The sequence below is a fragment of the Sulfitobacter sp. genome (genome assembly GCF_036960155.1).
GTDB lineage: Bacteria > Pseudomonadota > Alphaproteobacteria > Rhodobacterales > Rhodobacteraceae > Sulfitobacter.
Map to the genome: position 1 here is coordinate 94102 of NZ_JBALWB010000002.1, position 20733 is coordinate 114834.

Genomic DNA, 20733 nt, shown 5'->3' on the forward strand with positions numbered 1-20733 from the left:
TATTGATTGACGGATCAATTTAAAACCGCCACCTTCCAGCGCATGTTAAAACAAGTCCGATTCCTATGCCAAAACTAGGTATGAAACCCCTTCGCCGCGCGTCTTTAGTGCAAGCGACGATCACTGAGATCGGGCGCGCGCAATCGCTTGATGTGACAGTGGGGCAGATCGCCAAAACGGCGGGCATGTCGACGGCATTGGCCCATCACTACTTTGGCGGCAAAAACGAGATTTTCCTGGCTGCGATGCGTCACATTCTGACTGAGTACGGCGCGCAAGTGCGCAGCCGCCTTGAGCAAGCCACTACGCCATTTGAACGCGCCGAAGCGATCATCACTGCCAGTTTTGATAAGACCTGCTTTGCGCCTGCAACGGTTTGTGCATGGATGACGCTTTATGCGGCGGCACCAACGCAACCGGAAATGAAGCGCCTTTTGTCGCTTTATCAGGCGCGGCTGCGGTCAAATCTGACACATGCCTTGCGCCCTCTGACGGTCAAACCCGAAGCAGACGCTGACATGATCGCAGCATTGATTGATGGCTTGTACCTGCGCGAGGCGCTTTCTGACGAAGGTTCACGCAAGACGGCGCAACACATGGCATTGCTAGCCCTGAATATGATCGTAAAGGATCGCAGATGACCCAGCCAAACATTCTCATTCTGATGGTGGATCAGTTGAACGGTACGCTGTTTCCGGATGGTCCTGCTGACTGGTTGCATGCGCCCAATCTCAAGAAACTAGCAGCGCGTTCAACGCGTTTCCAAAACGCCTACACCGCATCGCCGTTGTGCGCGCCGGGGCGGGCCGCGTTTATGTCGGGCCAGTTGCCCAGTGCAACAGGTGTTTATGATAACGCGGCAGAGTTCACATCCTCGATCCCAACCTATGCCCACCATCTGCGCCGCGCGGGGTACTACACGTGTCTGTCCGGCAAGATGCACTTTGTCGGCCCAGACCAGCTGCACGGTTTTGAAGACCGCCTGACCACCGATATCTACCCCGCCGATTTTGGCTGGACACCGGATTACCGCAAACCCGGTGAGCGGATCGACTGGTGGTATCACAACATGGGCAGCGTCACTGGCGCAGGCGTGGCCGAAATCAGCAACCAGATGGAATATGATGATGCCGTCGCCTATGAGGCGACGCGCAAAATTTATGAGCTGTCTCGCGGGTTGGATAAACGCCCATGGTGCCTGACCGCCAGCTTTACGCATCCGCATGACCCCTATGTGGCACGCAAGAAATACTGGGACCTTTACGAGGACTGCGAGCACCTGCTGCCCGAAATCCCTGCCATGGAGTATGACGACCATGATGCGCATTCCAAACGCATCTTTGACGCCAACAACTGGCGCGATTTTGATATCATTGAAGAAGACATCAAACGCTCGCGCCGCGCCTATTTCGCCAACATCAGCTATCTAGACGACAAGATCGGTGAAATTCTGCAAACTCTTGAGGACACCCGCCAAGAGGCGATCATCATGTTCGTTTCTGATCATGGTGACATGCTGGGCGAACGCGGCTTGTGGTTTAAGATGAGCTTCTTTGAGGGATCATCGCGGGTTCCAATGATGATCGCCGCACCCCAGATGGAGCCGGGCCTGCAGACAACACCCGTTAGCAACATCGACGTCTGCCCGACCTTATGTGATCTGGCTGGCGTGGACATGTCCGAGGTCGCCGAATGGACAACAGGCCAAACCCTTGTGCCAATGGGGCAGGGGATTGAACGCACAGAGCCTGTAGCGATGGAATATGCAGCAGAGGCGTCTTTTGCGCCGATGGTGTCTTTGCGCTATGGTAAGTGGAAATATAACCGCTGTGCGTTGGACCCAGATCAATTGTTTAATTTGGAAACCGATCCGCATGAGCTGACCAATCTGGCTGATGTACCCGCCCATGCAGGTACGTTGCAGCAATTGCGCGCCAAATCCGAGGCGCGCTGGAATTTGGATGCCTATGACGCGGATGTGCGTAAATCGCAGGCCCGCCGCTGGGTGGTCTATGAGGCGTTGAAATCTGGCGGCTACTACCCATGGGACTACCAGCCCTTGCGGTTAGCCTCAGAAGCTTACATGCGCAATCATATGGACCTTAACGTCCTCGAAGAGAACAAACGCTTCCCACGCGGGGAGTAACCGAATGCCCGCAGCTCCGTTGGGTGCAGGACTGCGGCATTACATAAGCACCTGAAACAATCGATAGGGACAATCATGTTACTTTCAATTTTATCCTTTGGGATCATCATGGCATTTGCCTTGGTCATCTTCATAACGGTCAAGTGGTGGAACCTCACCCTTGTTGGTACGGATCCCGTGCCGCTGTACGTTTTCATCGCCATTCTTTTCACATCCGGTCTGGATGTGGGGCTGATCATGTTTCCAGTCGCCTTTGACTTCCCGCTTTATGCAGATTTGGTGAGCAATCCGACGTTCAGTTTTACCAATCCACTGGCCATTGAATTTGGCATGTGGGGATTCCTGATCTGGGCGTTCTACTTCCTTACAGGGTTCTATTTCTGTGTGATCGAACCAAAGGTAAAGTTCTTTGACATTCCTGTGGTCAAGCTGATCAATAACGTGGTCATCATCGGCACCTGTGCATTCACCGGCTCGCTGTTCTTGCAGTATCTGCCGTATTATATGCCAATGGTTGGCGACGGCGAGAGCATCATCCCGTTGTTCTATGTGATGACTTTCTTTGTGATCTGCGCGGCGGCTTATAGCTCGACAGACATCAAGTTTGTGAAAATTCTGTCAGTTGCGTCGTCACTGTTGTTCTTTGTTCTGATCTTCTTTGTATGGGTGAACAGCGGCGCTGGTGTTGGTGGCTTTATGGCTAATCTGGGCGAAGTTGGTGGCTATTTCTCCAACATCCACCGCTTTATCTTACCGATGGGTGACGAAGCTGGATACCATGAGTTCTTCTTGTTCTGGTGGTTTGCTTGGTCAATCATGATCGGTCAGTTCACATCCCGTTTTGTTGGCGGCCTGAAGACATGGCAGTACCTCGCGGCATTGCTGATCATCCCGTCCATTCCTTTGGCGATTTGGTTTGCGGTTCTGTACCACTACTATGTCGAAAGCATCTCGACTGTTGGTCTGATGAACTGGGCGATGATTTTTGTGGGCGTGATCTTTGTGATCAACTCGTTTGACTCACTGATCCGTCTGTACACCGACAACCTAGGCATGACCGTCGAGAAATTGGGCATGGCAAAATATCTGGCTGGCAACATCGTGTTGCTGTCTGTTTTGACCTATGCGTTCAAATCTGGCTGGTTGCAAATCCATTGGATCGGTGCCGTTGTTGTTGGCATCATGGCTGCATGTGTTTTGTACATTCTGGCCCTACGCCGTAGCGACGTTATGGCGATTGATAGCATGCCCAAAGGGCAATCTCTCTAATATCTGAAACCTTACGCGCGCCGGAATGACCGGCGCGCGTTTTTAATATTCACGAGGACAACAATGCAGACTCAACCCACCGCAAGCCATTTCATCAATGGCGAATATGTTGAAGACACCGCCGGTACGCCGATTGAGGTGATCTACCCCGCTACGGGTGCAGTCATTGCTACTGTCCACGCGGCAACGCCTGCGATTGTAGATCGCGCAATTGCTGCGGCAAAAAATGCTCAGGCCGCTTGGGCCGCGATGAGCGGAACAGAGCGGGGCCGCATCCTACGCCGCGCCGCTGACATGATGCGTGAGCGCAATCATGACCTCTCGATCCTTGAGACATATGATACGGGTAAGCCGTATCAAGAAACATCTGTGGCTGATGCCACCTCTGGCGCGGATGCGTTGGAATATTTTGGCGGCATGGCCGCAACGCTGACAGGCGAGCACATCCAGCTTGGCGAAGACTGGGTATATACCCGCCGCGAAGCAATTGGCGTTTGTGTTGGTATCGGCGCATGGAACTACCCCACACAGATCGCTTGCTGGAAAGGCGCACCTGCGCTGGCTTGTGGGAACTCTGTGGTTTTTAAACCATCCGAGACAACACCGCTTTGCGCGTTGAAAGTTGCCGAAATCTTGCACGAAGCTGGCCTGCCTGCTGGCCTGTATAACGTTGTCCAAGGGTTGGGCGATGTTGGTGCTGCATTGGTCACTGATCCGCGCGTAGATAAGGTTTCGCTAACGGGTTCAGTCCCGACGGGCCGCAAGGTTTATGCGGCGGCAGCTGCGGGCATGAAGCACGTCACGATGGAACTGGGCGGCAAATCCCCGATGATCGTGTTTGAAGATGCGGACATTGAAAACGCCGTGTCTGGCGCAATCATGGCCAACTTTTATAGTTCTGGTCAGGTGTGTTCCAACGGGACGCGCGTGTTTGTGCACAAAGACATCAAGGAGGCGTTCCTGGCTCGCTTGTGCGAACGTTTGGCAAATGCAAAAATCGGTGACCCGATGGACCCCGAGACCAGCTTTGGTCCAATGGTATCTGAACGGCAGATGCAGATCGCACTGGATTACATCGCTAAGGGCCGTGCCGAGGGCGCGCGCGTTGTCTTTGGTGGCGAAGCGATTGAGGGTGATGGGTTTTACATGCAACCTTGCGTATTTGCCGACGTGACAGATGGCATGACGATTGCCCGCGAAGAGATCTTTGGCCCTGTCATGGCGGTGCTGGATTTTGAGGATGAAGCTGATGTACTGGCCCGTGCAAATGATACCGAATTCGGTTTGGCGGCAGGCGTGTTTACCCGCGACCTATCCCGCGCACACCGTGTCGTGGCAGGGCTTGAAGCAGGTACATGTTTCATCAACTCCTACAATGATGCGCCAGTTGAAGCTCCGTTTGGTGGTGTGAAAGCGTCCGGCGTTGGGCGTGAAAACTCAAAGGCTGCAATCGAACACTACAGTCAGGTGAAGTCGGTCTATGTGCGCATGGGCGATATGGAGGCCCCCTTTTAACAAGGAGGGTTGATCCAACGGAGCGCTGACGCGCATTTCATTTTTGAGATGCGTGTCTGGCGTTCTCGCAGCCGAATACTATGGGGGACGTCCAGTTGGACGGCCTGAAATTTCCGAGATGCCCAGCGTTGTTCAAGGCGCTGCTGAAGTGCAGGACGTAAGAGAGAGTTATGGAAGCAGATTTTGTAATTGTTGGTGCAGGTAGCGCCGGGTGCGCAATGGCTTACCGTCTGGGCGAGGCTGGCAAATCGGTGTTGGTGATCGAACACGGCGGGACAGACGCTGGGCCCTTTATCCAGATGCCTGCAGCTCTCAGTTATCCCATGAACATGAAGCGCTATGACTGGGGTTATAAGTCGGAGTCTGAACCCAATCTGGATGGGCGTGAATTGGCCTGTCCGCGCGGTAAGGTCATTGGCGGCTCTTCCTCGATCAACGGGATGGTGTATGTGCGCGGCCACGCGATGGATTACGACCACTGGCGCGACAGCGGTGCGGACGGGTGGAGCTATGCGGATGTGCTGCCCTATTTCCGGCGCATGGAAACGTGGCACGACGGCGGGCATGGCGGCGACAGTTATTGGCGCGGAAAGGACGGCCCATTACATGTGAGCCGTGGTCCGCGCGAGAACCCGTTGTTTGAGGCTTTTGTAGAGGCTGGAAAACAGGCGGGTTATCAAGCAACGGATGATTACAACGGGCAGCAACAAGAGGGTTTTGGCCCCATGGAGCAAACCGTTCATGGCGGGCGGCGTTGGTCTGCTGCCAATGCGTATCTACGTCCTGCGCTTAAACGTGATAATGTACAAATGACCCGCGCATTGGCGCAAAAGATTGTGATCGAAGATGGTCGCGCTGTTGGCGTTGAGGTTGAACGTGGCGGCAAGACGGAAATCATTCGTGCGCGCCGCGAAGTGATCCTTGCTGCATCTTCGATCAATTCACCAAAATTGTTGATGTTGTCAGGCATCGGCCCAGCCGAGCATCTGGCAGAGCATGGCATCGAAGTGATTGCGGATCGTCCCGGTGTGGGCGGTAACCTGCAAGACCACCTAGAGGTCTATATGCAGATGGCAGCAAGCCAGCCGATCACGCTGTATAAACATTGGAACGTCATTTCAAAGGCCGTCATTGGCGCGCAGTGGCTGTTCTTCAAAAAGGGCATGGGCGCGTCGAACCAATTTGAGAGTGCCGCCTTTATCCGGTCGCGCGCTGGTGTGCCTTATCCTGACATCCAATACCACTTCTTGCCGATTGCTGTGCGCTATGACGGGCAGGCGGCGGCAGAAGGTCACGGGTTTCAGGCCCATGTCGGACCAATGCGATCTAAATCACGTGGGCGGGTCTCGCTTCGGTCTGCAAATCCTGCGGACAATCCGAAGATTTCGTTTAACTATATGTCCCATGAAGAGGATTGGGAGGAATGGCGTCGTTGCATCCGTCTGACACGGGAGATCTTTGAGCAAGACGCGTTTAAGCCATTTGTAAAACACGAGATTCAACCGGGTGCAGATGTGCAATCGGATGCCGAGATTGATGCATTTGTACGCGAGCATGCCGAGAGTGCATATCACCCCTGCGGGACTTGCAAGATGGGCCGTGTTGACGACAAAGACGCTGTTGTGGACAGCCAAGGTCGTGTGATTGGGGTTGAGGGTTTGCGCGTTGCAGACAGTTCGATCTTCCCACGCATCACTAACGGCAACCTCAACGGCCCCTCCATTATGGTAGGTGAAAAGATTGCTGATCACGTTCTTGGAAAAGACCCGCTGGCGGCTTCAAATGACACGCCGTGGATTCACCCCGAGTGGGAGACGAAACAGCGTTAGTGGTTAATCGGTGAGGCGATTGACCACTCACCGTTAACTATTTGTTAACCTTTGGTTGCGATTGCATTAGATGTCAGGGATGAGCATTTTGCATAAGCTTCTCTGATGGTCATTTCATTTTTTTCGTCGCTGCGCCGCTGGCGTTTTGTCTTGTTGATAGGTTTTGTTCTGGTCGCTTTAGGGCTGTCAGGCGGGATTTTGCGCGCCAACCTGAGTGAGAACAATCTGACGGGACCTATCCGGGTTATTGATGGCGATACATTTGAGGTGGCGGGCACCCGTGTCCGGCTTCATGGAATTGATGCGCCAGAAAACGACCAAATGTGCCAAACTCAGCAAGGAACAGACTGGGCGTGTGGTGGATGGATCACAAAGGTTGTCACGGATCGCTATACGGGCGTCATCGCGTGGTGCACGGCCATTGATACAGATCGCTATGGGCGCACAGTGGCGCGCTGCATCGCGCTGGGTGAAGACGTTGGCGCATGGCTGGTCCATGAGGGCATGGCATTTGCCTATGTCAAATACAGCGCGGATTATGTTGCAATCGAACGTGAGGCTGCATCGGTGGACCGCGGCCTACATGCGGCGCGGCTTCAATCTCCGGCTGAGCATCGAAAGACTCGTGCAAAAGGGCGCACGCCACCAGACCAAAAATGCACCATCAAGGGCAATATAAGCGCAAAAGGTAAGCACATTTATCATGAGGTTGGTCAAACATTCTATGACCGCACAGGCATCAGCACGGCCAAAGGCGAACGGTGGTTCTGCTCAGCGGCAGCTGCGCAAGCGGCGGGATGGCGCGCGGCAAGACGTTAATCCACGCGGTAGGGCAAGACGTCTCGGCGATTTGGATCAACAACCAGATTCTGCTCAAGAGGTGGCACAGCGCGTTGATGGCAGTTTTTGCGCGCACAGATGCGACAGGATATGCCGATAGGTTCAAATGCGGTGTCTCGGCTTAGATCCAGGCCATCGGCATAAACCAGTTGGGATGCGTGCCGTACTTCACACCCCAATGCGATTGCAAAACGGCGTGTTGGCGCGCCAAATCGGCCTGCAGATTTAGAGATATCTCGCGCAATCGAGATATAACGCACGCCATCTGGCGTTTCGGCAAGCTGGCGCAAGAACTGGCCGGGGGTTTCAAAGGCGCGGTGCACATTCCACAAGGGGCACGCGCCGCCGAACCGTGCAAATTGAAGCAAAGTTGCGGAATGGCGTTTCGTGATTGTTCCGGCCTGATCAACGCGCACAAAGAAAAACGGCAAACCCTTGGAGCCGGGGCGTTGTAATGTCGAGAGACGATGCGCAATCTGCTCAATCGAGGCGCCAAAATCTTGAGCCAAAACCTCTAGGTCATGACGGCACTCTTGGGCGCGAGCCTGAAACTTCTTGTAAGGCAACAGGGCCGCACCAGCAAAGTAATTGGCCAAGCCCATCTTGGCGATGTCATGGGCTGCAGGTGAGTGGAAGCGCGCCAGATCAAGGGTTGCTTCTAGCAGTGTGTCATATTGTTTTAGCGCCACTTGGAGCAGCAACTGGAATGTCTGCGTTTCGTGCTTTGCACGTGACGATATGTGAAGCGTTGACTGTTCGGGCTCCAAAAGGCGCAATGCGTCCATATCGGTGAAGGAAACTGTGATGCCGGAGGCGGCAAGGGCTTCGATTGCAATGGTGCGCATCTCACGCGGGTCGTTCGCGCGGGATGCGAAATGCTCTGCTGCGCGGTCCACAGCATCAATGTAATTGTCGCAATAGTGAAAGAAGTCCCGCACTTCTTCCCAAGGGCTGGGCGTGGCGCGCGCGTCTTCTCTCCCCAATGCCTCATCCAATGAAGCGAGCCGTTCCTGGGCTTGGCGATAGCTTTGGTGCAGTGCGATGAATGCGCGTGCCATCCCCGGAGCATTTGACGCCGTTAATCTTACATCGGCAACCGGCGGCGTTTCTCCTCTGAACAGCGGGTCGGACAGGATTTCATTCATGTCGCTGGCCAGACGTTCACTGTCGCCTGAGCTGAGCTCGGTTACATCCATCCCGAATTCCGAGGCCAGAGCCAGAACAACCGTTGTTGAAACAGGGCGGTTGTTGTTTTCCATTTGGTTGAGATAGGGCAGGGATACGCCTAGGCGCGCGGCAAAGTCTTTTTGGGTGTGCCCTATTTTGAGGCGTTGTTCGCGCAGCTTGGCACCCGCGTAGAGTTTTTGAATAGCCATGGGGCGCCCTTTGCAAACTTTTTGCTCAAGGTGACACTAACTTTGCAAATCGTGGCTCACAAGGGGTTCAAGCTCTGAGGGCCAGTTGGCGTTCGCGGTGGATCACTAATAGGATTGCAACAAGGCCTAGCAACGCGCTGATCAGCATCATCCAAAGTAACGGAAATGCACCTGTTTCCTTGGTGAGCAAGACGCCAACCCATGCGCTGAGGCCCGCACCCCCACCAATCATGATGGCACCACCAAGGCCTGATGCGGTTCCGGCAAGATGCGGGCGAACCGACAGGAGGCCTGCTGTTGCGTTGGGAATGCACAGACCGTTGCCAAGGCCGATCATCGTCATCATGCCGAAAAAGCTAATGGGTGTTCCGTATCCCGCCATGAAAATCAGCAATGAAATTGTTCCACCCGCAGCATTGGCAAAACACCCCCATAGCACCATCTGGTTTACGCCAAATCGGGTCGCATACCGTCCGGTAATGAAGTTTCCTAAAAAGTAACCTACTGCTGGTGCTCCAAAGAAGAAGCCAAGCGTTGAAGGGGACATGCCAAACACTTCCTGTCCGACAAATGGAGCACCGCCCAAATAGGCAAAGAACGCACCAGAGCTAAAGCCAGAGGCCAACGCGTATCCCCAAAATCGTGGACTGCGCAACAACTCCGGGTATTCGGAAAACTGCGCTGTAAGCGATTTGTTGGAGGGTAAGGCGGTTTCACCCATATCAGCCCAGGCCAGCATCCATATGATGCCGCCAATCAGCAGCAATGCCCAAAACACGGCCTGCCAGCCGAACCATTCATCCAACACACCACCCAAGGCGGGGCTTAGCATCGGGACAACCGCCATGCCCATTGTAACATAGCCAATCACCGATGCGGCCTGATCTTGGGAATACATGTCGCGAACAGCAGCACGGCTGAGGACCATTGACGTCGCAATGGCGGCTTGCATCATGCGAAAGGTCAGGAAAACCTCAATGGTGGGGGCGTAAATGCAGCCAACCGTCGCGATCATAAAAATACTCATCCCCCACAAAATAAGGGGGCGCCGTCCGTATCGATCCGACAAAGGGCCGATGAATATCTGCAATACCGCTGAAAAACCGAGGTAAACCGCAACAGAAAGTTGCATCACAGCGTAATCGGTTTCAAAATAGGCAGCCATTGCCGGAAGGCTTGGCAGGAATATGTTCATGACACACGCCGACATTCCCGATAACAGGATCAGCGTAAGAGCGTGTGGCGGGGTTCTGCGATCACCCAGTTTGACTGGGTTCAAATCTTCTCGGATAGCTTGCATTTGAAATGGTTAGACCCATCGTGGTTGGTTGTCTAGCCGTTGACAATATATGCAACAAATTCGTGAAGTTTGCTTATTTGCAATTTGCAATCCATACGGTGAATAGCATTTGCAAATTTGCTAATTCGCGCTTTGTCTCCCCCGATTGCTGAGGTACAAGGCATTAAGTAATCCTATGGGAGGAGCCGTCCATGAAAGATATCCTGCAACAGCTCGACGACCGCCGCGCGGATGCGCGCCTTGGTGGTGGTCAGAAACGCATCGACGCCCAACATGGGCGCGGCAAGCTAACAGCGCGCGAGCGCGTGCACTTGCTGCTTGATGAGGGCTCGTTCGAAGAATTCGATATGTTCGTGACGCACCGCTGCACTGACTTTGGGATGGAGCAGCAGAAACCCGCAGGGGATGGCGTTGTAACGGGCTGGGGCACGATCAACGGGCGACTGGTCTATGTCTTTTCGCAGGACTTTACGGTTCTTGGTGGCTCGGTGTCTGAAACGCATGCAAAGAAGATTTGCAAGATCATGGATATGGCCATGCAAAATGGCGCGCCTGTTATCGGCCTGAACGATTCAGGTGGTGCGCGTATTCAAGAAGGTGTGGATAGCCTTGCAGGCTACGCCGAGATTTTCCGCCGCAATACCGAAGCATCAGGTGTGATCCCGCAGATTAGCGTTATCATGGGGCCATGTGCTGGCGGCGCTGTGTATTCTCCTGCCATGACCGATTTCATTTTCATGGTCAAAGACAGCTCTTACATGTTTGTTACGGGCCCAGATGTGGTGAAAACCGTAACCAACGAACAGGTGACGGCAGAAGAACTAGGTGGCGCAACCACGCACACCCGCAAATCCTCGGTTGCGGATGCAGCCTTTGAGAATGACGTTGAAGCCCTCGCCGAGGTGCGCCGTCTGGTTGATTACCTGCCTGCCAACAACCGTGAAAAACCTCCTGTGCGGCCGTTCTTTGACGCACCTGACCGGATTGAGCCGTCGCTGGATACGTTGGTGCCAGAAAACGCGAACACGCCTTACGACATGAAAGAGCTGATCACTAAAGTCGCTGATGAGGGTGATTTTTATGAAATTCAGGAGGACTTTGCCAAAAATATCCTGATTGGCTTTATCCGTATTGAGGGCCGCAGCGTAGGCGTGGTGGCAAACCAACCGATGGTGCTGGCGGGTGTTCTGGATATCGACAGCTCGCGCAAAGCTGCGCGTTTTGTGCGTTTCTGTGATGCGTTCGAAATTCCGATCCTCACTTTGGTTGACGTTCCGGGGTTCTTGCCGGGAACATCGCAGGAATACGGCGGCGTTATCAAACACGGTGCAAAGCTGTTGTTTGCCTATGGTGAGGCGACTGTGCCGATGGTCACACTGATCACACGCAAAGCCTACGGTGGTGCCTATGATGTGATGGCGTCCAAACACCTTGGCTCGGATTTCAACTATGCATGGCCGACAGCTGAGATTGCTGTGATGGGGGCCAAAGGCGCAACCGAGATTATCCACCGCGCGGATATCAAAGACCCTGCCAAGATAGCCAAACATGCAGCAGATTATGAAACGCGTTTTGCCAATCCGTTTGTCGCTGCTGAACGTGGATTTATCGACGAAGTCATCCAGCCGCGCATGACACGCAAACGAATTGCCCGCGCCTTTGCTAGCTTGCGCAACAAAAAGACCAACGTGCCATGGAAAAAGCACAACAACATTCCGCTGTAGGTCGTCAAAATGATCTCACGCCGTTCATTTTTTGCTCAAAAAGATCGCGGTGGCAGCTGCCGCCGTGTTCTTGGGGTCTGCGCCATTGTGGTGTTGGCCACTCCCTTGGCTGCCGCAGAGGTCCCGTCGGGGCAGGACGTGGTGTTGCACGAGGTGCTGATTGACGCGCAAGAGACGGTCACGTGGTTACGCTTTCGCTTTCTTGCGCCACAAATCGCTGTGGGTGAGGGGCAGGTAACCTACGAAGTAGCAGGGCGGGATATGCTGCATCTGTGTGAGGCCATCGCGTTGCCTTATATCGATGAATACACGTTGAACGGTGACAAGGTCGTTATTTCGTTTATGTCTCGGATTACTGAGTTTGGTCAGTCAGATCCTGACGTAACCCAGTATTTTGAATCATTTCGCCCTGAAAACGGCGTCTGCATGTGGGACGAATTTTGATGCATACACAATATCTTGCGGATCACGCCCCCTGCGAACGCCCTTTTGCGACTTTGGAGTCACAGAATTTGCCCACAGATTTATCCACATATCCAGCGCTCTCCCACTTGGCTAAGATGCCCTTGGGCTGCACATCAGTGCTGTCCACATCTATTGCGGGAAAAATGGCAGGTTTCAAAAACCAGTCCCGTATAACAAGTGACAGGAGATACAGATGTCAAAGAACATCAAGCTTTTTGCAACACTCGGCCTTATGGTCGTCGTTGCCGCCTGTGCGCGCGAGCAGCAGGTCGAAGAATTTGTCGTGGTTGATCAAGAGCCGATCAGCCAAGAGCCCGTTTACACAGGCAAATACAAATAAACGACAGACAGGATGGGCGTCCGCGCCCGTCCTGACCTCATGTCCTCACGTGGAGGGCGCAGCATGGCACTAGCTTACATGCTCAAACACCGCGGATTCCCAGGCCGATTGCCGGGCACTGATTTCCAATTCACATTGCGCCGCGCCAATCCCAAAGGGGCAACGCCACTCTCCAGTCGTGAGCGTCGTTCTGATCGCCGTGCGCCGGACCGCCGCGCAGATGAGTTCTTTTTTACAGCGCTATGGAATACATTTGGCGAAGAACCGTTTGAACGTGGTAATTTGGATGCGGGTCGTTTGTCGTGGTTCTATGGCCGCGAGGTCATTCCCGCGACGGATCCTTTCGACGACTCCCATTATGAAGCAATGCTAAAGATTGATGTGCGCGCTGCGCGTCAGGCTTTTCCGAAGATCGTTGGCGAATAATAGGCATGATTTTGCGCAACTCCCCCCCATTTAAGCAAGCGATGGCCGAGAATGGCCTGCTGGCAATCGCGCGCTTTGCGCGGGGGGATTTCGCGCGCACTGTGATGGCAGCGACAATTCGGGGTTTCGGTCTCGTGCGTATATCGCCTTTCAACTATACCCCTTCTTATGGCGGGCAGCTGGCATCTCCCTCCGCCGCGCTGTCCGTCCTTTTTTGGCGTAATACTGGACAGGGGCGGGAACGACAAAATCACGTTTCCCGTGTTGTCTCGGTAAAAAAACGTAAAAAAGGACTACAGGCATGGGTATTCCCAAAATTATATTTGCACTCTCAGTGGCAGCAGGGCTTGCTGCTTGCGGGGATACAATGGGTGATCAAGCGATTGGCGGCGCAGCTATCGGTGCGGGAGCAGCTGTTCTCACCAGCGGCAGTGTACTGCAAGGCGCGGCAATTGGTGCAGGGGCAAACGTGCTTGCCTGCCAGACCAAAGTGGTCCGCTGCAAATAATCTGAACACCGGAGCGCATGCTCCTATTTTATCTAACGTAGATGCTCTGCTGGCGACGTGCCAGCAGGGTATTTTGCGTTTCAATAACCTCTTTCACCACCAAAAGGGCCCAGCATATGTTTAACAAGATCCTGATCGCCAATCGCGGCGAGATTGCCTGCCGTGTCATAAAGACAGCGCGCAAAATGGGTATCCAAACCGTTGCAATCTATTCGGATGCAGACAAACAGGCGCTGCATGTGCAGATGGCGGATGAGGCAGTCCACATCGGGCCACCACCAGCCAATCAGTCCTACATTGTTATTGATAAGGTGATGGAGGCCGTCAAATCTTCTGGCGCGCAGGCCGTTCACCCCGGCTATGGGTTCCTTTCTGAGAACTCCAAGTTTGCCGAAGCGCTCAGCGCTGCTGGCGTTGCGTTTGTAGGCCCCCCAGTTGGTGCAATTGAAAAGATGGGGGACAAGATCACCTCCAAGAAGATCGCCCAAGAAGCGGGCGTGAGCACGGTTCCGGGCTATATGGGTATCATTGCGGATGCTGATGAAGCGGTGAAAATTTCCAATGAGGTTGGCTATCCCGTGATGCTGAAAGCGACCGCAGGCGGAGGTGGTAAAGGCATGCGGATCGCGTGGAATGATGACGAGGCCCGCGAAGGTTTCCAATCTTCCAAGAATGAGGCCGCGAACTCGTTTGGTGATGATCGTATCTTCATCGAAAAGTTCGTGACCAACCCGCGCCACATCGAAATTCAGGTTCTCTGCGATGCGCATGGCAACGGTATTTACCTGAACGAGCGTGAATGCTCGATCCAGCGCCGCAACCAGAAGGTTGTTGAAGAAGCACCAAGCCCGTTCTTGGATGAAGCAACGCGCAAGGCTATGGGCGACCAATCTGTCGCATTGGCGTTGGCCGTTGGCTATACCTCTGCCGGTACTGTAGAATTTATCGTAGACGGTGACAAAAACTTCTACTTCCTTGAGATGAACACACGTCTTCAGGTGGAACACCCCATCACCGAAATGATTACTGGCGTCGATCTGGTTGAGCAGATGATCCGCGTGGCCAATGGTGAAGAGCTGACAATCAAACAAGAAGACGTTCAGATTAATGGTTGGGCTATCGAAAATCGTCTGTACGCAGAAGATCCATATCGCGGCTTTCTGCCCTCCATTGGTCGTTTGACGCGCTACCGTCCACCAGCCGAGATTGCAGCCGGTCCGCTGCTGGATAACGGCAAATGGCATGGCGATGCGCCCACAGGCGAAACTGCTGTGCGCAATGATACAGGCGTCTACGAGGGCGGCGAGATCAGCATGTTCTACGATCCGATGATCGCAAAGCTGTGCACATGGGCCCCAACACGCGGCGAAGCGATTGAGCGGATGCGCGTTGCGTTGGACAGCTTTGAAGTGGAAGGCATTGGCCACAACCTGCCATTCCTGAGCGCGGTTATGGATCATCCCATATTCATCGATGGTACGATGACAACGGCCTTCATCGAGAACGAATATCCTGATGGTTTTGAGGGTGTTGAACTGGTTGAGAGCGAATTGCGCCGGATCGCAGCGGCCACCGCCGCAATGCACCGCGTTGCCGAAATTCGCCGTGCGCGGGTTTCTGGCCGCATGGACAACCACGAACGCAAGGTTGGCAGTGATTGGAATGTCGCGATTCAAGGTCACAGTTTTGACGTGACCATCGCAGCGGATCAAGAAGGCGCCAGTGTAACATTTGAAGGCGGAGAGACGTTGCGCGTTTCTGGTGCTTGGACACCGGGTGATCAGCTTGCCACGATGACTGTGTCGGATGCGCCGCTGATCTTGAAGGTTGGTAAAATCTCGGGTGGTTTCCGCATTCGTACACGCGGCGCAGACATGAAGGTCCATGTGCGCACGCCACTTCAGGCTGAAATGGCCCGCAAGATGCCTGTGAAGGTGCCGCCAGACACATCCAAGCTGCTGTTGTGCCCAATGCCGGGTTTGATTGTGAAGCTCGACGTGGCCGTTGGCGACGAAGTGCAAGATGGCCAAGCGCTGTGCACGATCGAGGCGATGAAGATGGAAAATATCCTGCGCGCTGAACGTAAAGGCATCGTAACCAAGATCAACGCGGGCGCCGGTGATAGCCTCGCCGTGGATGATGTGATCATGGAGTTCGAGTGAGCCGTAGGCCCCTCATAAACACTACTGCGGGCAGTTTTGTCCGCAGTACCTACTTATTTTGGTCGCTGTTTTCGTCGCGGATTTCGCGTTGTCGCATGGGCATTTTGTCAATGCTGCGTGTGATTTCACGTACGTCCCATGGGAAGGGTTTGCGTATCTTTACATCCCCGTCCTTGCCTACAAGCGTCAGCATAAAGCCACGTGGGCGCATCCGCAGCCGTATTGCACTGCGCGCATCGGGGTCCGTATCAACGATCACGATGACATCGCGTTTATTCAAATCGTCCGCGCGGCTCGCCAAAAGCTTCATCTGTTCTACAAACGCAGGGTCATCCTTGCTGTCGGCAAAGATGATGACAGGTCTCTTTTTCCACTTAAAGTCATTCAAATTTGTTTCACCGGCCTCTCGAATAACCAGTGAAAACGCAGGTGAGGGCACCGTGTCCGCCTGTGCGCTGGCAGCGAAAAAGGAAATAATAACAGCACCTAACAACGTTTTCATAAGCTCTCCCTCTGGGTCCTATATAGGCTCTTTGGGCGCGATTGCGAAGGCGCATGTCACCATTTTTACCATTAAGTCCACTGCAAGGGGTTTTGCCGCATGAATGTCGCAGTTTCCCTTCCTTGGCCGCCGCGTGTGGCCCTTTGGCGTAAAGGTATCGTTAGGCTTATGGACATCGTTCTTCATATAGGTGCGCATCGCACTGGCTCTACCAGCTTCCAACACTATCTGCGGGGCAATCGCGAAAGGCTGGCTGCTGATGGCACGGACCTGTGGGAGCCACGGATGCTTCGAAAAGGGATGTTGGACGGCCTGTTTTCCAAACCTCTCTTGCGCAATGGCCGAGACATTCAGGCCCGCGCCATGGGGCGGGTTCGCATTAATACTGCCTACGCCGAACATACAGGCGCAAAGCGGCTGTTGGTGACAGATGAAAACATGATTGGCGCGCCGCGTGCATGTGTGCGTGCTGGTACGCTTTATCCTTCAATAGGGGAGCGGATGGCCCGCCTTGATGCTGCATTTGAGGGACGGATTAAGCGCGTGATTATGAATGTTCGCTCGCTGGATCTGTGGTGGGCATCTGTCATGGCTTACGGGGTTGGACGTGGACATGGGGTACCAGACGCCAAGTCGATAAACGGGTTTGCAAGATCATCGCGCACATGGCGTGATGTCATTACTGATCTGGCTTGCGCAGTGCCTCAGGCTGAAATACGAGTTTTGCCGTTTGAACAATTCGCGGGTCAGCCAGACAAAATGTTGACGATTGCAACAGGCCGTCCTGCACCAACCTCGCATGCCCAGTGCTGGCTTGCCCGGTCCCCCGATATGGCATCTCTGCGCGACAGAATGACAGAAAACGGCGTATCTGTCGCCGACCTGCCCGGACATCTCGCCAGCGGCGAGGGGCGGTGGAACCCGTTTAACACCGAACAAGCGGCGTATCTGCGCGAAGCATACGCTGACGATATGATGTGGCTCACCGCTGGTGCGGATGGGCTTGCGACACTGACAGAGGATCCCTCCCGAACAAGAACAGGTTTCAGCCTGTCTGCGGGAGTACTGACAAAAGGACAGTCCCATGACCAACAAACCAACCAAAGCGTCCAAAGACGAATGGCGCAAATTAGCTGAAGGTGAACTGCGCGGGCGTCCGTTGGATGACCTGACGTGGAAGACATTGGAAGGCATCGATGTCGCCCCGCTGTATACAGCAGAGGATTTGGACGGGGTAAACCATCTGGGTGGAATCCCGGGTGAGGGGCCATACACACGCGGCGTAAAAGCGACAATGTACGCAGGACGCCCATGGACAATCCGTCAATACGCGGGCTTTTCCACCGCCGAGGAATCAAACGCATTTTACCGTCGCGCATTGGCGGCAGGCCAGCAGGGGGTTTCGGTTGCCTTTGATCTGGCCACGCACCGCGGCTATGACAGTGACCACCCGCGCGTAGAGGGTGACGTTGGCAAAGCTGGCGTCGCGATTGACAGCGTTGAGGATATGAAAATCCTCTTTGACGGCATCCCGCTGGATAAAGTGTCAGTCTCGATGACAATGAACGGCGCGGTTGTCCCAATCCTAGCCAGTTTCATCGTTGCCGGAGAAGAGCAGGGCCATTCCCGTGCTGTGTTGTCGGGCACCATCCAGAACGATATCCTCAAAGAATTTATGGTGCGTAATACCTATATTTACCCACCAGAGCCGTCGATGAAGATCATCGCGGATATCATTGAATACACAGCCAACGAGATGCCGAAGTTCAACTCCATCTCGATTTCCGGTTACCACATGCAAGAAGCAGGCGCGAACCTTGTGCAAGAGCTGGCGTTTACGTTAGCGGATGGCCGCGAATATGTGCGCACGGCCATTGCTGCAGGCATGGATGTGGATAAGTTTGCACCGCGTCTGTCGTTCTTCTTCTGCATCGGCATGAACTTCTTTATGGAAGCCGCCAAACTGCGCGCCGCGCGTCTGCTGTGGTCGCGCATCATGGAAGAGTTTAAACCGCAAAACCCCAAATCCTCAATGCTGCGCACCCACTGCCAAACTTCCGGCGTGAGCCTGCAAGAACAAGACCCCTATAACAACGTCATCCGCACCGCCTACGAGGCGATGAGTGCGGTATTGGGCGGCACGCAGTCGCTGCACACCAATGCGCTGGATGAAGCAATTGCCCTGCCGACCGAAAACTCCAGCCGCATCGCCCGCAACACGCAGCTGATCCTGCAAGAAGAAACAGGCGTGACCAATGTCGTCGATCCGCTGGCAGGCTCTTACTACGTTGAAAAACTGACCCATGACATGGCCGAAGCCGCGTGGAAGCTGATTGAAGAGGTCGAAGAAATGGGCGGCATGACCAAGGCCGTGGCCTCGGGGATGCCCAAACTGCGCATCGAAGAAGCGGCTGCACAGCGTCAGGCTGGCCAAGACCGTGGTACCGATGTGATCGTTGGTGTGAACAAGTATCGCCGCGAAAAAGAAGACCCAATCGATATCATGGATGTGGATAACGTGGCCGTGCGTGATAGCCAGATCGCCCGTTTAAAAACGATCCGTGCCAGCCGTGATGAATCCGCATGCACCGCTGCATTGGCCGAGTTGGGCCGTCGCGCCCGCGAAGGTGGGAACCTGTTGGAAGGCGCAATAGAAGCCGCGCGTGCACGGGCCACCGTGGGAGAGATCAGCATGGCGATGGAAGAAGAGTTCGGCCGTCACCGCGCCGAAGTAAAGACATTGGCGGGTGTTTATGGCGCAGCCTATGAGGGTGATGAAGGGTTTGCTGCGATCCAGAAATCGGTTGAAGACTTCGCTGTGGATGAGGGCCGTCGCCCCCGCATGCTGGTTGTCAAAATGGGCCAAGACGGACATGATCGTGGTGCCAAGGTGATTGCAACAGCATTTGCGGATATCGGCTTTGACGTTGATGTAGGGCCTCTGTTCCAGACCCCTGCAGAAGCGGCCCAAGATGCCGTAGACAACGATGTGCACGTCATCGGGATCAGTTCTCAGGCGGCAGGTCACAAGACATTGGCCCCCCAACTGGTTAAGGCGCTCAAAGATGCAGGTGCCGAGGATATTCTAGTGATCTGTGGCGGCGTTATTCCGCAGCAGGACTATCAGTTCCTATATGACGCTGGTGTTAAGGCCATCTTTGGTCCCGGTACCAACATTCCCAATGCAGCCCAAGACATCCTGAAGCTTATTCGCAAGGCCCGCACTTGATCACGTTGGATCATATTGCGGTAGCGGGGGAACCGCTTGCTGCTGTGACGGCTCAGGTTGAAGCAACCCTAGGCGTCCCGCTGCAGCAAGGTGGAGAACATCCGATTTTCCACACCCACAACACGTTGTTGGGTTTGGAGGATGGTCTGTATCTTGAGGCCATTGCGATTAACCCGTCTGCACCAGCGCCCGACAGGCCACGGTGGTTTGATATGGATCGGTTTACAGGTGCACCGCGTCTGACAAATTGGATTTGCCGCTGTGATGATCTTGATGCAACGTTAGCGGAATTACCTGACGGTTTTGGCACGCCAGTTGATTTGCAGCGTGGTGATTTGCGCTGGCGCATGGCGGTCCCGCTAGATGGCGTATTGCCCTACGACAATTGCGCGCCTGCGCTGATTGAGTGGGTTGGGGACGCACATCCTGCATCGCGCCTGACCCAACAGGGCTGCGGGATTGCTTCCTTGGAGGTCCATCACCCGCAAGCGGCAGAGCTTGGCGCGCTTCTTGCGCCAATCCTGACGGATGGGCGGATTTCATTTCATGTTGGTGAAGCCAAATTGATGGCGCAGATGACCACCCCGAAAGGACGCGCGCGGCTGTGTTGATCCGGCCGGCGGATACGCATGATTTGCCAACCATCAAGGCGCTGTGGAACGCGATGATCCGCGACACCACAGCAACATTCACCGCCCAAGAAAAATCAGATGCCGACCTGCGCACAATGCTGGAAACCCGCAAGGGGTGTTTTCTGGTCGCGCAGGAAGGCGATGACTGCGCCGGATTCGTGACATGGGGGCCGTTTAGGGCAGGCGATGGATACGTACACACCGCCGAGCACAGCATCATTACTGCAAAATCGGGACAGGGGATTGGCCGCCCTCTTATCCTAGAGGCGCTGAAACAGGCGCATGAGCAAGGTATCCACGTCATGGTGGCGGGTATCGGAAACGAAAATACTGCCGCTGTCGCCTTTCACCAAAAAATGGGGTTTGCAATATCTGGCCAATTATCACAGGTAGGGCATAAGAACGGGCGCTGGCATGACTTGATCTTGATGAGCAGGATCACAGCTAAGCCCTGACACGTCGTCGCGCAT

Annotated in this window: 19 protein-coding genes; 16 read left to right on the forward strand and 3 right to left on the reverse strand. The window is 54.4% G+C overall.

What is annotated here, in order from left to right; genetic code table 11:
* The first annotated feature begins 65 nt into the window (after positions 1 to 65).
* The 6 genes from betI (at position 66) to V7775_RS06930 (ending at position 7578) form a co-directional block, all read left to right on the forward strand.
* Positions 66 to 641, forward strand: coding sequence for a choline-binding transcriptional repressor BetI (gene betI, locus V7775_RS06905; protein ID WP_335751151.1), 576 nt, complete (start codon positions 66 to 68; stop codon positions 639 to 641).
* Positions 638 to 2146 (forward strand): choline-sulfatase, encoded by a 1509-nt coding sequence (gene betC, locus V7775_RS06910; RefSeq protein ID WP_335751152.1) that lies wholly within the window; start codon positions 638 to 640, stop codon positions 2144 to 2146. The genes betI and betC overlap by 4 nt, the downstream gene beginning before the upstream one ends.
* Before the next feature lie 75 nt (positions 2147 to 2221).
* Positions 2222 to 3415 carry a BCCT family transporter gene (locus V7775_RS06915; RefSeq protein ID WP_335751153.1) on the forward strand — a complete coding sequence of 398 codons (1194 nt, stop codon included), beginning with the start codon at positions 2222 to 2224 and terminating at the stop codon, positions 3413 to 3415.
* A 63-nt stretch (positions 3416 to 3478) separates the two neighbouring features.
* Positions 3479 to 4930, forward strand: coding sequence for a betaine-aldehyde dehydrogenase (gene betB / locus V7775_RS06920; protein ID WP_335751154.1), 1452 nt, complete (start codon positions 3479 to 3481; stop codon positions 4928 to 4930).
* 170 nt (positions 4931 to 5100) lie between these two features.
* Entirely contained in the window at positions 5101 to 6759 is a 1659-nt protein-coding gene (gene betA, locus V7775_RS06925; RefSeq protein ID WP_335751155.1) for a choline dehydrogenase, read from the forward strand.
* Positions 6760 to 6864: 105 nt separating this feature from the next.
* The gene (locus V7775_RS06930) at positions 6865 to 7578 is read left to right on the forward strand and encodes a thermonuclease family protein (protein ID WP_335751156.1); all 714 of its coding nucleotides are present in this window, start codon (positions 6865 to 6867) and stop codon (positions 7576 to 7578) included.
* Here the strand turns inward: V7775_RS06930 and V7775_RS06935 are convergent.
* Positions 7575 to 8975, reverse strand: coding sequence for a helix-turn-helix domain-containing protein (locus V7775_RS06935; RefSeq protein ID WP_335751157.1), 1401 nt, complete (start codon positions 8973 to 8975; stop codon positions 7575 to 7577). The two genes, V7775_RS06930 and V7775_RS06935, sit on opposite strands and share 4 nt — an antisense overlap.
* 67 nt (positions 8976 to 9042) lie before the next feature.
* The gene (locus V7775_RS06940) at positions 9043 to 10275 is read right to left on the reverse strand and encodes a multidrug effflux MFS transporter (protein WP_335751158.1); all 1233 of its coding nucleotides are present in this window, start codon (positions 10273 to 10275) and stop codon (positions 9043 to 9045) included.
* 191 nt (positions 10276 to 10466) lie between these two features.
* Here V7775_RS06940 and V7775_RS06945 point away from each other — a divergent pair, with 191 nt between their 5' ends.
* From V7775_RS06945 to V7775_RS06970, 6 genes are all read left to right on the forward strand, one after another.
* Positions 10467 to 11999, forward strand: coding sequence for an acyl-CoA carboxylase subunit beta (locus tag V7775_RS06945; protein WP_335751159.1), 1533 nt, complete (start codon positions 10467 to 10469; stop codon positions 11997 to 11999).
* Positions 12000 to 12008: 9 nt separating this feature from the next.
* Positions 12009 to 12443, forward strand: a complete 435-nt coding sequence (locus V7775_RS06950) for a DUF6497 family protein (RefSeq protein WP_335751160.1) — start codon at positions 12009 to 12011, stop codon at positions 12441 to 12443.
* A gap of 214 nt (positions 12444 to 12657) precedes the next feature.
* Complete coding sequence (locus tag V7775_RS06955; protein WP_335751161.1) at positions 12658 to 12804, forward strand: hypothetical protein; 147 nt, start codon at positions 12658 to 12660, stop codon at positions 12802 to 12804.
* A 63-nt stretch (positions 12805 to 12867) separates the two neighbouring features.
* Complete coding sequence (locus tag V7775_RS06960; RefSeq protein WP_335751162.1) at positions 12868 to 13230, forward strand: hypothetical protein; 363 nt, start codon at positions 12868 to 12870, stop codon at positions 13228 to 13230.
* A 301-nt stretch (positions 13231 to 13531) separates the two neighbouring features.
* Entirely contained in the window at positions 13532 to 13738 is a 207-nt protein-coding gene (locus V7775_RS06965; protein WP_335751163.1) for a hypothetical protein, read from the forward strand.
* Between the two features lie 116 nt (positions 13739 to 13854).
* On the forward strand, positions 13855 to 15900 hold the full coding sequence (locus tag V7775_RS06970) for an acetyl/propionyl/methylcrotonyl-CoA carboxylase subunit alpha (protein ID WP_335751164.1): 2046 nt from the start codon (positions 13855 to 13857) through the stop codon (positions 15898 to 15900).
* A 49-nt stretch (positions 15901 to 15949) separates the two neighbouring features.
* Here the strand turns inward: V7775_RS06970 and V7775_RS06975 are convergent, their stop codons facing one another.
* Positions 15950 to 16402, reverse strand: coding sequence for a DUF4174 domain-containing protein (locus V7775_RS06975; RefSeq protein ID WP_335751165.1), 453 nt, complete (start codon positions 16400 to 16402; stop codon positions 15950 to 15952).
* A 99-nt stretch (positions 16403 to 16501) separates the two neighbouring features.
* Here V7775_RS06975 and V7775_RS06980 point away from each other — a divergent pair, with 99 nt between their 5' ends.
* The 4 genes from V7775_RS06980 to V7775_RS06995 are packed head-to-tail and all read left to right on the forward strand — an operon-like array spanning position 16502 to position 20718.
* A complete protein-coding gene (locus V7775_RS06980; protein ID WP_335751166.1) occupies positions 16502 to 17539 on the forward strand; it encodes a hypothetical protein in 1038 nt (345 codons plus the stop codon).
* On the forward strand, positions 17487 to 19631 hold the full coding sequence (scpA, locus tag V7775_RS06985) for a methylmalonyl-CoA mutase (protein WP_335751167.1): 2145 nt from the start codon (positions 17487 to 17489) through the stop codon (positions 19629 to 19631). Before V7775_RS06980 ends, scpA begins: the two co-directional genes overlap by 53 nt.
* Positions 19628 to 20242 (forward strand): VOC family protein, encoded by a 615-nt coding sequence (locus V7775_RS06990; protein WP_335751168.1) that lies wholly within the window; start codon positions 19628 to 19630, stop codon positions 20240 to 20242. The genes scpA and V7775_RS06990 overlap by 4 nt, the downstream gene beginning before the upstream one ends.
* Positions 20236 to 20718, forward strand: a complete 483-nt coding sequence (locus V7775_RS06995) for a GNAT family N-acetyltransferase (RefSeq protein ID WP_335751169.1) — start codon at positions 20236 to 20238, stop codon at positions 20716 to 20718. Before V7775_RS06990 ends, V7775_RS06995 begins: the two co-directional genes overlap by 7 nt.
* Positions 20719 to 20733 lie beyond the last annotated feature (15 nt).